This window comes from Streptomyces eurythermus, from assembly GCF_014649115.1.
Lineage (GTDB): Bacteria > Actinomycetota > Actinomycetes > Streptomycetales > Streptomycetaceae > Streptomyces > Streptomyces eurythermus.
Genome location: NZ_BMSK01000031.1, coordinates 67,627 through 81,252, shown reverse-complemented (window position 1 = coordinate 81,252; position 13,626 = coordinate 67,627). Strand labels below are relative to the sequence as shown.

Below are 13,626 nucleotides of genomic sequence, written 5' to 3'. Positions count from 1 at the left end.
GGGGGGGCGATGGGGAACGCTTGGGGTGAAAACCTCGGGTGCTGACGGGTGGTGTGCCTCGGGGGGGCCTTCGGCGTCCCTGGGGCGGGTGCCTCGATGTCGGCGCCCGGGACCGGGCCTCTCGGCCGGCCGAGTCGAACGGACAGGCGGGCGGACGGGCGAACCCGGGCCCGCTTCCCGACCGAGCCGAACCGACGGCAGACGGGCCGCGGTGCCGGGCACGCTCCCCGAGCCCCGGCCTTCCGGCCCGCCGAGCCCGGTGGGCGGGCGCCCCTGGCTTCCCGGACTGCCGGATCCCCCGGACGCCGCCCTTCCAGCCGACCCGGTCCAGCGGACGGACGAACCGAGGCCCGGAGCCCGGGCCTTCCGGCCGGGCGGGGTCGGTGAGCGGGCGAACCTGGAGCCGGGGGCGGAGCTCCTGTGGGTCCGGGCCTCAGCCGGGGGCGCGGGTGGGACGGGTGGGCAAGAGGGAGGGACGCGGCCACCGTGCCGCGGCCGGCCGGGCCGGCCAAGCCCGGCACAACCAACCCGGAACACCCGGCCCCGGCACGGTCACTGTCGGCACGGCCGGATCCGGCACGCTCAGACCTGACACAGCCGGCCCCGGCACGCTCAGACCTGACACACCCGGCCCGGCACGCCCGGACCTGACACAGCCGGCCCGGCACGCCCGGACCCGGCTCAGTCGGCCTCGGTGTGATCAGGCCGGCTCGGTCGGTCCCCGAACGGTCGGGCCGGGATCGGCCGTCGTGGGGTTACGGCTGGGGGTGGTGGGCCGGGATCGGGGGGAGGTCGCCCGTCGTCTCGTAGTCCGCGAGCATCTCGATGCGCCGGACATGCCGCTCGTCACCGGAGAACGGCGTGTTCAGGAAGACCTCGACGAACTTGGTGGCCTCCTCGGTGCTGTGCATGCGCGCACCCACGGCCACCACGTTGGCGTTGTTGTGCTGCCGCCCGAGCTCCGCCGTCTCCTCGCTCCAGGCCAGCGCCGCGCGCACGCCCTTCACCTTGTTCGCGGCGATCTGCTCACCGTTGCCGGAGCCGCCGATCACGATGCCGAGGGCGTCGGCGTCCGCGGCCGTCCGCTCCGCGGCACGCAGGCAGAAGGGCGGGTAGTCGTCCTGGGCGTCGTAGATGTGCGGCCCGCAGTCGACGGGCTCGTGCCCGGCCGCCTTCAGCCACTCGACGAGGTGGTTCTTCAGTTCGTAGCCCGCATGGTCGGAGCCGAGATACACGCGCATGCAACGAGTGTGACACGCCCCCACCGGGGCAGCAGCCCCAGGGTGCCGACGGCCGGCGGACCCGGAATCGTGTGAGACATGCCATAGATCCTCAAGGGAACCAGAGGTAACGATACGGATTCGGAGGTTCCCCATTCCGTTGGCCTCGGATTCACTGGACCGACTCGTACACCGCTCGTACGAGCAGCTCCACCTGGCGCAAAGGAACTCCGTCCATGACCCCTGGTTCGGGCCTCCAAGCAGGACTCAAGAACCGCCACCTGTCGATGATCGCGATCGGTGGCGTCATCGGAGCCGGTCTCTTCGTCGGTTCCAGCTCGGGTATCGCCACCGCGGGACCCGGCATCCTCCTGTCGTACGCCCTCGTCGGCACCCTCGTCGTCCTCGTGATGCGGATGCTCGGCGAGATGTCCGCCGCCAATCCGACGTCCGGCTCCTTCTCCGCGCACGCCGACCGCGCGCTCGGCCGCTGGGCCGGATTCTCCATCGGCTGGCTGTACTGGTTCTTCTGGGTCGTCGTCCTCGCGGTCGAGGCGACCGCCGGCGCGAAGATCCTCGAAGGCTGGGTCCCGGCCGTCCCGCAATGGGGCTGGGCACTCATCGTGATGATCGTGCTGACCGCGACCAACCTCGTCTCCGTCGGCTCCTACGGCGAATTCGAGTTCTGGTTCGCCGGCATCAAGGTCGTCGCGATCGGCGCGTTCGTCGTCATCGGTCTGCTCGCCGTGTTCGGCGTGCTGCCGGGCGTGGACGCCGACAAGGCGTCCTTCGGCAACCTCACCTCGCACGGCGGCTTCCTGCCGCACGGTCCGGGCGCGATCCTCACCGGTGTGCTGCTGGTCGTGTTCTCCTTCATGGGCAGCGAGATCGCCACCCTCGCGGCCGGCGAGTCCGAGGACCCGCAGCGCGCGGTCACCAAGTCCACCAACAGCATCATCTGGCGGATCGGCGTCTTCTACCTGGGCTCGATCCTGGTCGTGGTCTCGCTGCTGCCGTGGGACGACCCGTCCATCGCCAAGGACGGCTCCTACGTCGCCGCGCTGAACTCGCTCGGCATCGACCACGCCGGCCAGATCATGAACGTCATCGTGCTGACGTCGGTGCTGTCCTGTCTGAACTCCGGCCTGTACACGGCCTCCCGGATGGCCTTCTCGCTCGGCGAGCGCGGCGACGCGCCGAAGGCGTTCGCCCGGGTCAACAGCCGGGGCGTGCCGATGACCGCGATCCTCGCCTCGGTCGTGTTCGGCTTCGTCGCCGTCTTCTTCAACTACCTGTCCCCGGACAAGATCTTCCTCTTCCTGGTCAACTCCTCCGGCGCGGTGGCGCTGTTCGTGTGGCTGGTCATCTGCTTCTCGCAGCTGCGGATGCGGAAGATCATCCAGCGCGAGGCGCCGGAGAAGCTGGTCGTGAAGATGTGGCTGTACCCGTATCTGACCTGGGCGACGGCGACGCTGATCGTGGGCGTGCTGGTCTACATGCTCTTCGACACCGAGCACGACGGCCGCAAGACCGTGCTGCTGTCGCTGCTGGTCGCGGCGATCGTGCTGGGGATCGCGGTGGTCAGGCAGCGGCTGGCGGCCCGCCCGGCGCCCGCGGCCGAGTCCCCGGCCGACAAGGTGTCCGTCGGCTGATCCACCGTCGGCACAGACAGGGCACACAAAAGGAAGAGGCTCGCGGGTCCGGGGAGTGATCCCGGACCCGCGAGCCTCTTTCCGTGCGCCGGTTCCTAGCGCTTGCCGAGCGCCTTCCAGGCGGCGGGCAGGGCGCCCATCGCCAGGGCGGCCTTGAGGGCGTCCCCGATCAGGAACGGGGTGAGGCCGGCCGCGATCGCCTCGGACGCGGACAGGTGGGCCGCCAGGGCCAGGTAGGGCACGCCGACGGCGTAGATGACGGCCTCGCCGAGGACCATCGCGCCGGCCATGCGCAGCGGCGAGCGGTCGGCGCCGCGCCGGGCCAGGGCGCCGACGACGGCGGCGGCCAGCAGCATGCCGAGGACGTAGCCGAAGGAGACGAGACCGGTGCCGGCCTTGCCGTCCGCGAACCACGGCACGCCCGCCAGACCGGCGACCGCGTACAGGGCGAGGGAGAGGAAGCCGCGGCGGGTGCCGAGGGCGGTGCCCACGAGCAGCGCGGCGAAGGTCTGGCCGGTCACCGGCACCGGGGAGCCGGGCACCGGCACCGACAGCTGGGCCGCGAGGCCGGTGAGCGCGGCGCCGCCGACCACGAGGGCGGCGTCGCGGACGCGGGAGGCCGGGAGCAGGTCGGCGAGGACTGCGCCGGGTCGGGCGGTGGCGGTGGCGGTGGCCATGGGGACTCCACGGGATGGTGTGGACACGTCGGGACACCGTGACGCTATACCGGCGCACTCGTCACGATCACCGTCAGCGCCCGACAAAGGCCGGAACGGCGGCTTGGTGGGCTCCGGACAAAGGATGCGGATTACACCGGCCGGGGCGTGAGACTGATCACTGGGGTGGAGACGTTTCCCTCACCTGTTCCGTACGGACCTGACGGATGTCCCAACTGTGGAATCCCACCAAAGGAATTGCGAGTCGCGTACGACCTCTGGTCACGTTCGACGGCGTAACCGTAGATTAACCCTGCGCACCAGAGGTGTCCGGATAGTGGTCAGCCCCTTCGCCTGAGCGGACGGGACGCGGAGACTGGCGGGGTTTTTGCCCGCCCATTGCACGGGGGAGAGCAGCACCCATGCCCAACAGCACGACCACGGAGACGACGCCGCAGCAGGCGGACGGCTCCCTCTCCCACGGCCTCAAACAGCGCCATCTTTCGATGATCGCCCTGGGCGGGGTGATCGGCGCGGGTCTCTTCGTCGGCTCCGGCGCGGGCATCGCCGCCGCCGGTCCGTCCATCGTGGTCGCCTACGCCCTCTCCGGGGTGCTGGTGATGCTGGTGATGCGGATGCTCGGCGAGATGTCGGCGGCCTACCCCTCGTCGGGCTCCTTCTCCGCGCACGCCGAGCGCGCGATCGGCCCGTGGGCGGGCTTCGCCGCGGGCTGGTCGTTCTGGGTGCTGCTGTGTACGGCGGTGGGCCTGGAGGGCATCGGTGCCGCGAAGATCGTCCAGGGCTGGCTGCCGGGCACCCCGCAGTGGATGTGGGTGGCCCTGTTCATGGTGGTGTTCTGCGGCACGAACCTGGCCGCCGTGAAGAACTTCGGCGAGTTCGAGTTCTGGTTCGCCGCGCTGAAGGTCGGCGCGATCAGCCTGTTCCTGATCCTGGGCGTGCTGGCCATCGCCGGCGTACTGCCCGGCACGGACGCGCCCGGCACCTCGAACCTCACCGACTTCATGCCGAACGGCGGCGACGGCCTGGTCATCGGCCTGCTCGCGTCGGTCTTCGCCTACGGCGGCCTGGAGACGGTCACCATCGCGGCGGCCGAGTCCCAGGACCCGGTGCGGGGCGTGGCGTCCGCCGTGCGTACGGCGATGTGGCGCATCGCCGTGTTCTACATCGGCTCGATGGCGGTCGCCGTCACCCTGGTGCCGTGGAACTCCGAGGAGGTCACGGCGAAGGGCCCGTACATCGCCACGCTGGAGCACATGGGCATCCCCGGCGCGAGCCAGCTGATGAACGTGGTCATCCTCGTCGCCCTCCTGTCCGCCATGAACGCCAACATCTACGGCGCCTCGCGCATCGCCTTCTCGCTGGTCGAGCGGGGCCAGGGCCCGAAGGTGCTGGCGCGGCTGTCCGGCGGGGTGCCCCGGATCGCGGTGGTCACCTCCTCCGTGCTGGGCTTCGTCTGCGTGCTGCTCAGCTACTGGCGGCCGGACGACATCTTCAAGTGGCTGCTGAACATGATCGGCGCGGTCATCCTGATCGTCTGGATCTTCATCGCCGCCTCCCAGCTGCTGCTGCGCCGCCGCATCGAGCGCGAGGCCCCGGAGCGGCTGGTCGTGCGCATGTGGGCGTTCCCGTGGCTGACCTGGGTGGCGCTGGCGGGCATGGCCGCGATCTTCGTGCTGATGTGGCGCGAGCCGGACACCCGGACCCAGCTGTACTCCTCGGGCGCCATGGCCCTGTTCCTTGCCGCGGTCGGCTACGGCTGGCAGCGGCTGCGCGCCAAGGGCTGAGCGCCCCGCCCCGCACCGCGCGCGACAGGCCCCCACGAAACACACGTGGGGGCCTTTCTGTTGCTCTGATCCACTTGTTGCTAGCGTGTAGTTGCAAGAGACTTGCAATAAGGTTCCGGAGGGGATCACCCATGCCCGTCTACACGCTGCCCGACCTGCCCTACGACTACTCCGCGCTCGCGCCCGTCATCAGCCCGGAGATCATCGAGCTGCACCACGACAAGCACCACGCGGCCTATGTGAAGGGCGCCAACGACACCCTGGAGCAGCTGGCCGAGGCGCGGGACAAGGAGACCTGGGGCTCGATCAACGGCCTGGAGAAGAACCTGGCCTTCCACCTCTCCGGGCACATCCTGCACTCGATCTACTGGCAGAACATGACCGGCCCGAAGGACGGCGGCGGCGAGCCGCTGGCGCAGGACGGCGTCGGCGAGCTGGCCGAGGCCATCAAGGAGTCCTTCGGCTCGTTCGCCGGCTTCAAGACCCAGCTGTCCAAGGCTGCGGCCACCACCCAGGGCTCGGGCTGGGGCGTGCTCGCCTACGAGCCGCTGAGCGGGCGCCTGGTCGTGGAGCAGGTCTACGACCACCAGGGCAACGTCGGCCAGGGCTCCACCCCGATCCTGGTGTTCGACGCCTGGGAGCACGCCTTCTACCTGCAGTACAAGAACCAGAAGGTGGACTTCATCGAGGCCATGTGGAAGGTGGTCAACTGGCAGGACGTGGCCAGGCGCTACGAGGCCGCCAAGTCCCGCGCCGACGTGCTGCTGCTGGCGCCCTGACCGTCCGGGCGCCCCGGTCGTCCTGCCTCGTGATCGTCTTCTCACCCTTCACGACGGCAGGCGGATGAAAGAAGACCCCCGTGAGGACGTGACTCACGGGGGTCTTCCATCGAACGGAGACGGTTACAGGTTGCTGAAGTCCGGGCCCTTGGTCCGGGTCCGCTTGATCTCGTAGAAGCCCGGTACCGAGGCCACCGCCACCGCGCCGTCCCACAGACGGGCCGCCTGCTCGCCCTTGGGGGCGGGGGTGACGACGGGGCCGAAGAAGGCGATCTGCTCGCCGTCGGGGCCGGGCAGGGCGATGACCGGGGTGCCCACCTCCTGGCCGACCTTCTCGATGCCCTCCTTGTGGGAGGCGCGCAGCTCGGCCTCGAACTCGAAGTCGTCCTGTTCGGCGTAGTCGATCAGCTCGGCGGGCAGGCCGACGTCGGCGAGCGCGCCCGCGATGGCCTCCAGGGTCGCGCCCTCGTCGTTGTTGTGGATGCGGGTGCCGAGGGCGGTGTAGAGCGGGCCGACGACGTCCTCGCCGTGCTTCTGCCAGGCCGCGGTGACCACGCGGACGGCCGGCCACGCCTTGGTGGTCAGCAGCTCGCGGTATTCGGCGGGCAGCTCGTCGAGCTTGTCCTCGTTGAGGACCGCCAGGCTCATGACGTGCCAGCGGACCTCGATGTCGCGGAGCTTCTCCACCTCCAGCACCCAGCGGGAGGTCATCCAGGCCCACGGGCACAGCGGGTCGAACCAGAAGTCGACGGGGGTCTTGCCGGACGAGGTGGCGGTCTCGGACATGGCGCTCCTTGGCGAAACGTATGTTTCCCGCGTCAACGAGACGGGCGCCACCCGCATTCCCCGCTGTCCGCCGTCAGGAGCACATGACAGGATCGGTCCTGACTCAGCCGTTCTCCGCGCGAACACGAAGGAGTGCCGTACGTGCCCGGTGAGAATCTTTCCCGCGACGAGGCCCGGGAGCGGGCCGCCCTGCTGTCCGTCGACGGCTACGAGGTGTTCCTGGACCTGCGGTCCGCCGTCGGCGGCGGGGACGGGGACGGGGAGCCGCGCACGTTCCGTTCGGTGACCACCGTGCGGTTCCGGTGCAACGAGCCGGGCGCGTCCAGCTTCGCCGATCTGCTGGCCCCGCGGGTCACCTCCGTCTCGCTCAACGGGCGGGACCTGGACCCGGGCGAGGTCTTCGACGGCTCGCGGATCGCGCTGGAGGACTTGGCGGCGGAGAACGAGCTGGTGGTGGACGCGCAGTGCGCGTACTCGCGCACCGGTGAGGGCCTGCACCGCTTCGTCGACCCGGAGGACGGCGAGGTCTATCTGTACACGCAGTACGAACCGGCCGACGCCCGCCGGGTGTTCGCGAACTTCGAGCAGCCGGACCTGAAGGCGCCGTACCGGTTCGAGGTGCGGGCGCCGGAGGGCTGGACGGTGTGGGGCAACGGCGCCGGTGAACTCGTGGACGGGGTGTGGCGGTTCGCGGAGACGAAGCCGATCTCGACGTACATCACGTGTGTGGTGGCGGGCCCGTACCACTATGTGACGGACTCCTACAGCCGCACCCTCGAGGACGGCACGAAGCTGGAGATCCCGCTGGGCGCGATGTGCCGCAGGACGCTCGCCCCGTACTTCGACGCCGACGACATCTTCCTGGTCACCAAGCAGGGCCTGGACTTCTTCCACGAGCACTTCGACTACCCGTACCCGTTCGGGAAGTACGACCAGGCGTTCGTGCCGGAGTACAACCTGGGCGCGATGGAGAACCCGGGCATGGTGACCTTCCGGGAGGAGTACGTCTTCCGGGGGAAGGTGACGCAGGCGTCGTACGAGGCGCGGGCCAACGTCATCCTGCACGAGATGGCGCACATGTGGTTCGGCGACCTGGTCACCATGGAGTGGTGGGACGACCTGTGGCTGAAGGAGTCCTTCGCGGACTTCATGGGCACGTTCGGCAGCGTCGGCGCGACCCGTTTCAAGGACGCCTGGATCACCTTCGCCAACCGGCGCAAGGCGTGGGCGTACCGCGCGGACCAGCTGCCCTCGACGCATCCGATCACGGCGGACATCCGTGACCTGCAGGACGCCAAGCTGAACTTCGACGGCATCACCTACGCCAAGGGCGCCTCGGTGCTCAAGCAGCTGGTGGCGTACGTCGGCCAGGACGCGTTCCTGGAGGGTGCCCGGCGCTACTTCAAGCGGCACGCGTACGGCAACACCCGTCTGGGCGACCTGCTGTCGGTGCTGGGCGAGACGAGCGGCCGGGACATGAGCGCGTGGGCGCGGTCGTGGCTGCAGACGGCGGGCGTGAACGCGCTGACCCCGCAGGTGCTGCTGGACACCACGGGCGGCCGGATCGCCGAGCTGGCCGTCGTGCAGGAGGCCCCGGAGTCGCACCCGGAGCTGCGTCCGCACCGGATCGTGGTGGGCCTGTACCGGCGTACGCCCGAGGGCACGCTCGAGCGTTACGCGCGCGCGGAGACGGATGTGCACGAGCCGCGCACGGTGGTGGCGGAGCTGGCGGGGCTCCAGGCGCCGGAGCTGGTGCTGGTCAACGACGAGGACCTGACCTACTGCAAGACCCGGTTCGACGCGACGTCGCTGGAGACGCTGCGCACCGACCTGGGCGGGCTCACGGATCCGCTGGCGCGCGCCCTGTGCTGGTCGGCGCTGTGGAACATGACCCGGGACGGGCTGCTGCCGGCGCGGGAGTTCATCGCCCTGGTGCTGCGGTTCGCGGGCGGCGAGTCGGACATCGGGGTGGTGCAGATGCTGCACGCCTGGGCGAACTCGGCGCTGACGTACTACGCGGCGCCCGCGTGGCGGGAGACCGGCGGGGAGCTGCTGGCCGAGGGGGCGCTGGCGGAGCTGCGGTCGGCGGCGCCGGGCAGCGAGCACCAGCTGGCCTGGGCGCGGTTCTTCGCCGCGGTGGCCTCCTCGGAGCCGGATCTGAAGCTGTTGCGGGATCTGCTGGACGGCACCACCGAGGTCGAGGGTCTGGAGGTGGACCAGGAGCTGCGCTGGGTGTTCCTGGAGCCGCTGGCGGCGCACGGGGCGGCCGACGAGTCGGTGCTGGCGGCGGAGCTGGCCCGGGACGACACGGCGTCCGGCAAGCGGCACCAGGTGCGCTGTCTCGCCGCGCGGCCGCAGGCGGCGGTGAAGGCGCAGGCGTGGGCGCAGGTGGTGGAGTCGGACGCGCTGTCGAACGCGCTGGTGGAGGCGACGATCGCGGGGTTCGCCCAGCCGTCGCAGCGGGAGCTGACCGCGCCGTACGCGCAGCTGTACTTCGCGGCGATCGAGCGGGTGTGGCGGGAGCGGTCGATCCAGATCGGCATGGACGTGGTGCGGGGTCTGTTCCCGGCGCTGCAGGACCGGCCGGAGACGCTGGAGGCGACGGACGCGTGGCTCGCGGCGCACGAGGACGCGGCGCCGGCGCTGCGGCGGCTGGTGCTGGAGGCGCGGGACGACCTGGCGCGGGCGCTGCGCGCGCAGGCGTGTGACGCGGCGGCCGGCCGCTGACCCGTGGCCTGATCCCGCCCGGTGGGCGACCGTTACGAAATCCGGGCGAACAGAGCCGTAACCCCTGGTCCGCACCCGATCGGACCAGGGGTTTTCGCTGCCCTCTCGGCATCCGAACACCTGACCTTTAGTACCGTCTTGTCCGCATTCTTCGACGAATGTGTAACAGCGGTTACGGACCGGTCGGGTCGCGGGAATTTCGAGGCCATGACGCACGACACCCCCCTCTCCCCCCGCCCCCTGCGCCACCTCGCCGACGTCCACCGCCGGGTCCTGACGGCGGCCCAGCTGCGCGCCCACGGTGTGTCCCCGGCCGAGCTGGCCGAGCGGTGCGGCCCCGACGGCCCCTGGCGGGAGCTGCTGCCGCGGGTGATCCTGCTGCACTCCGGCCCGCCCACCGGCGAGGAGCGGCTGCACGCGGCCCTGCTGTACGCGGCCCGTACGGCGCGGCAGGGTGTGCCGGCCCAGCCGACGGCCCAGGGCCCGCACCGGCCGCAGTACCCGGACGCGGTGCTCACCGGGCCGGCGGCGCTGGCCCTGCACGGCTTCTCGGCCACCCCGCCGCCCGACGCCCTGAACCGGGTGGACGTCCTGGTGTCCCGGCAGCGCCGGCCGCGCTCCATCGGCTATGTGCGCGTCCTGCGTACCGCCGAGCCGCCCGAGCCGCAGCGGGTGGCGGGGCTGCCGGTGGCACCGGTGGCGCGGGCGCTGGCGGACGCGGTGGCGGAGCCGACGGACACCGAGACGGTGCGGCGGCTGCTGACCGAGGCGGTGCGCGGCGGCCACTGCGAACCGGCCGCCCTGCTGCGGGAGCTGGCCCGGGCGCGGCTGCTGCACCGGCCGCACGTGGCGGACGCGGTGGACGCGGTGTTCGCGGAGGGCCGCCCGGCCGCCGAGGACCGCCTGTACCGGATGGTCCGCGAGTACGGTCTGCCCGACCCGGTGTGGAACGTCGATCTGCGCCTGCCCGGCGGCCCGCACCTGGGCGGCCTGGACGCCTACTGGCCGGACCACGCGGTGGCGGTCGAGCTGGACACCCGGGTGCCCCGGCAGGACGACGAGGCCGTGTGGTCCCGGTACGCCGGCAAGCGCGAGCACCTGGAGCGCCTCGGCATCACGGTCGTGTACATCACGCCGCGCAAGCTCCGGGACTGCCCGGAGCAGCAGGCGACGGTGGTGCGGACGGCGCTGATGGCCTCCGTCGACCGTGAGCCCGCCGCGTATGTCGTGGTGCGGCCCCGGTAGCAGCCGGCGTGGTCTCGCCCCGTGGCCGCGGCCTGGTGCTGCCACGAGGGCGCCGGGCCGGCCAGTGGTGCTGGTCCGCCCGGGTGAGGGCTCACCCGGGCGGACCAGCGCGGCGGGCGGGGCGGGGCGGGCCCCGGTACCAGAGAGTCATGAGACAGACCCGAACAGCGGCGGGCGCCTGCTCCCTGCTCCTCGCGGCGGCCTGCGCGTTCGCCGGACCGGCGACCGCCCAGGCGCCGCCCCGCACCCCGGCCGGCGGCTATGTGGCCCTCGGCGACTCCTACTCCTCCGGTGTGGGCGCCGGTGACTATCTGGCCTCCGGAAAGGAGTGCAAGCGCAGCAGCCGGGCCTACCCCGTGCTGTGGGCCGAGGCCCACGGGCCGGCGACGTTCAGCTTCGCCGCGTGCAACGGCGCCGGCACCGAGGAGGTGCTGACCGAGCAGCTCGGCCATCTCAGCCCGCGCACCTCGCTGGTCACCCTGACCGTGGGCGGCCACGACTCGGGCTTCGCCGGGACCATGGCGATGTGCGCGATCGGCGGTTCCGACCGCTGCCACACCGCCGTGTCCCGGGCCGTCGACACCATGGACGGGTCGCTGACGGACCGCCTCGACCGCCTCTACACGGCCATCCGGGACCGGGCGCCCGCCGCCCGGGTCGTGGTGCTGGGCTACCCGCGCCTGTACCACCTCAGGGGCTCCTGCGCGCTCGGCCTCCAGGACGGCGAGCGCGCGGCCCTGAACGACGCCGTGGACCATCTCAACGGGGTGATCGCGGGGCGCGCCGCCGCCCACGGGTTCACGTTCGCCGATGTCACCGCCGCCTTCGCCGGGCACGAGATCTGCTCCTCCCGACCCTGGCTGCACAGCGTGGACATCCTGGCGATCACCGAGTCCTACCACCCCACGGCGCCGGGCCAGTCGCTCGGCTACCTGCCGGCGCTCACCCGTGTCTCCGGCTGACAGAACTCCTGCTCGGCCACGGCCGTGGTGTCGCCGGCCCAGTCACCGTCGAAGTTGACGGCCAGGGTGTGCCGGCCGTCCGCCGTGGCCGCCGCCTCGGACACCGAGCCCGGGATCTCGCCGCTGTGGCCCCAGACGTGGGTCCCGCAGGCCAGCCGGGTGTCGGTGAGTCCGAGGCCGTACCGGACGCCGGGGGCCGCCTCGACGGGCACGGTGGTCTTCATTTCCCCCAGCTGGCGGGGCGGCAGCAGCCGGCCGCCGAGCAGGGCGCCGTAGAAGCGGGTGAGGTCGGCGGAGTCGGAGATCATCTCGCCGGCGGCGAAGGCCGGCGAGGGGTTCAGGGCCGTGACGTCGTGGGCCGGGCCGCCGGGGACGCCGAACGTCGAGTACGCCCTGCCGCCCGGGCGCGGCACACCGGTCCGGGTGCCGGGCAGGGAGGTGGCCGTCAGGCGCAGCGGGGTGATGATCCGGCGGGTGACCTCGGTGGCGTACGGGTGGCCCGTCACCCGCTCGATCACCAGTCCGGCGAGGACGTAGTTGGTGTTGGAGTACCCCCAGGAGGCGCCCGGCGCGAAGGCGGGCGTGTGCCGCATCGCCACGGCCACCAGGTCCCGGGGGGCGAGGGTGTCGTAGCGGTGCCGGAAGAAGCCGTCCTCGGTGAAGTGGTCGCGCCGGAAGCCGTCGTCGGTGAGGTAGTCGCGGATGCCGCTGGTGTGGTTGAGCAGCCGGCGCACGCTGATCCGGCGGCCGTCGTGGCCGTGGCCGCGGACCAGGCCCGGCAGCCAGGTGTCCACCGGGTCGTCCAGGGAGAGCCGGCCCTCCGCCTCCAGCTGGAGCAGGACGGTGGCGACGAAGGTCTTGGTGATGCTGGCGACGCGGTAGCGGTCGTGGGCCGAGCGCGGCCGGCCGGTGCGGAGGTCGCCCACGCCGGCCGCCGTGGACCAGGTGCCGTGGGCGTCCCGCACGGTGGCGGTGGCGCCGGGCACCCCGGCCGTGACGGCGGCCCGGACGGCCGCGCGGGTCGCGGTGTGCGCACCGGGCGCGGGGCCGGCCGCCAGGGCCGGGCCCACGAGGGCCGCCGAGAGGAGCAGGACGGCGGTGCCTGTCACAGCCCTGCGTACGCGCATGTCTTCCCCTGCCTGTGGGCGCGGAGCGGTCGGGGGGAGAAACGGCGACCGGGGCGCGCGGGTTGCCCGGGTGTGAGCCGGTCGGGCGACTTCCGGCCTGTGCCCGGTCCGGTCCTCGCCGTGCCCTACGGTGCCACGTCCGGCCGGTCCGTGAGCCGTCCGTGCGGCGGGCGTTCGCGCCACAGCCGCAGCCCGATGTCGACCATCGGCACCCGGACCAGACCGGGCACGGCGGCCAGGTCGTGCCAGGCGGCGAAGTCGGTGGAGCCGCCGACCTCGGGGCGCAGCTCCCCGCCGGTGACCTCGCCCGCGTAGAAGATCCGCAGGGACTGGTGGTCCCGGCGGCGGCCGACGCGCGGGTCCCCGACGAACCGGCGGGTGTGGACGCCGAGCAGGCCGGTCACCTCGATGCGGTAGCCGGTCTCCTCCGTGACCTCGCGGCGGACGGTGTCGTACGGGTCCTCGCCGTGCTCCATGCCGCCGCCGGGCAGCACCCACTCGGGGGTGCCGTCGGGCGTGGGTGACCGGGCGAGCAGGAGCTGTCCGTCGCGGACGCACACGGCGTAGGCCGCCACCCTCAGGTTCCGTCGCATGCCCGGACGTTATTGCGTGAGGCGGGCACCGGCGAGCGAAAATCCCGGAAGCGGTCAGGTCACCCCGTACGCAA

At 72.0% G+C, this 13,626-nt stretch carries 11 protein-coding genes; 6 read left to right on the top strand and 5 right to left on the bottom strand.

All coding sequences use genetic code 11. The features are described from left to right. Positions 1-755: 755 nt before the first annotated feature. Entirely contained in the window at positions 756-1,241 is a 486-nt protein-coding gene (locus tag IE251_RS37955) for a ribose-5-phosphate isomerase (RefSeq protein ID WP_189757498.1), read from the bottom strand. Between the two features lie 215 nt (positions 1,242-1,456). Between IE251_RS37955 and IE251_RS37950 the strand changes: the two genes are divergently transcribed. Then, a complete protein-coding gene (locus IE251_RS37950) occupies positions 1,457-2,872 on the top strand; it encodes an amino acid permease (protein ID WP_189757497.1) in 1,416 nt (471 codons plus the stop codon). Positions 2,873-2,967: 95 nt separating this feature from the next. On the opposite strand, the gene IE251_RS37945 is transcribed toward IE251_RS37950, so the two are convergent. Further along, the gene (locus IE251_RS37945; protein ID WP_189757496.1) at positions 2,968-3,549 is read right to left on the bottom strand and encodes a biotin transporter BioY; all 582 of its coding nucleotides are present in this window, start codon (positions 3,547-3,549) and stop codon (positions 2,968-2,970) included. A gap of 401 nt (positions 3,550-3,950) precedes the next feature. On the opposite strand from IE251_RS37945, the gene IE251_RS37940 reads away from it, so the two are divergent. Both IE251_RS37940 and IE251_RS37935 read left to right on the top strand, forming a co-directional pair. Continuing rightward, positions 3,951-5,333, top strand: a complete 1,383-nt coding sequence (locus IE251_RS37940; RefSeq protein WP_189757495.1) for an amino acid permease — start codon at positions 3,951-3,953, stop codon at positions 5,331-5,333. 131 nt (positions 5,334-5,464) lie between these two features. Further along, on the top strand, positions 5,465-6,112 hold the full coding sequence (locus IE251_RS37935) for a superoxide dismutase (RefSeq protein WP_189757494.1): 648 nt from the start codon (positions 5,465-5,467) through the stop codon (positions 6,110-6,112). Positions 6,113-6,235: 123 nt separating this feature from the next. Here the strand turns inward: IE251_RS37935 and IE251_RS37930 are convergent, their stop codons facing one another. Then, the gene (locus IE251_RS37930) at positions 6,236-6,898 is read right to left on the bottom strand and encodes a mycothiol-dependent nitroreductase Rv2466c family protein (RefSeq protein WP_189757493.1); all 663 of its coding nucleotides are present in this window, start codon (positions 6,896-6,898) and stop codon (positions 6,236-6,238) included. 141 nt (positions 6,899-7,039) lie between these two features. Here IE251_RS37930 and pepN point away from each other — a divergent pair, with 141 nt between their 5' ends. From pepN to IE251_RS37915, 3 genes are all read left to right on the top strand, one after another. After that, positions 7,040-9,625, top strand: coding sequence for an aminopeptidase N (pepN, locus tag IE251_RS37925; protein WP_189757492.1), 2,586 nt, complete (start codon positions 7,040-7,042; stop codon positions 9,623-9,625). Positions 9,626-9,832: 207 nt separating this feature from the next. Continuing rightward, entirely contained in the window at positions 9,833-10,870 is a 1,038-nt protein-coding gene (locus IE251_RS37920; protein ID WP_189757491.1) for a hypothetical protein, read from the top strand. A gap of 149 nt (positions 10,871-11,019) precedes the next feature. Further along, positions 11,020-11,832: an SGNH/GDSL hydrolase family protein gene (locus IE251_RS37915; protein ID WP_189757490.1), complete on the top strand. Its 813-nt coding sequence runs from the start codon at positions 11,020-11,022 to the stop codon at positions 11,830-11,832. On the opposite strand, the gene IE251_RS37910 is transcribed toward IE251_RS37915, so the two are convergent. Both IE251_RS37910 and IE251_RS37905 read right to left on the bottom strand, forming a co-directional pair. Further along, positions 11,799-12,959, bottom strand: coding sequence for a serine hydrolase domain-containing protein (locus IE251_RS37910; protein WP_189757489.1), 1,161 nt, complete (start codon positions 12,957-12,959; stop codon positions 11,799-11,801). The genes IE251_RS37915 and IE251_RS37910 overlap by 34 nt on opposite strands. Positions 12,960-13,084: 125 nt before the next feature. Beyond that, complete coding sequence (locus IE251_RS37905) at positions 13,085-13,552, bottom strand: NUDIX hydrolase (protein ID WP_189757488.1); 468 nt, start codon at positions 13,550-13,552, stop codon at positions 13,085-13,087. Positions 13,553-13,626: the final 74 nt, after the last annotated feature.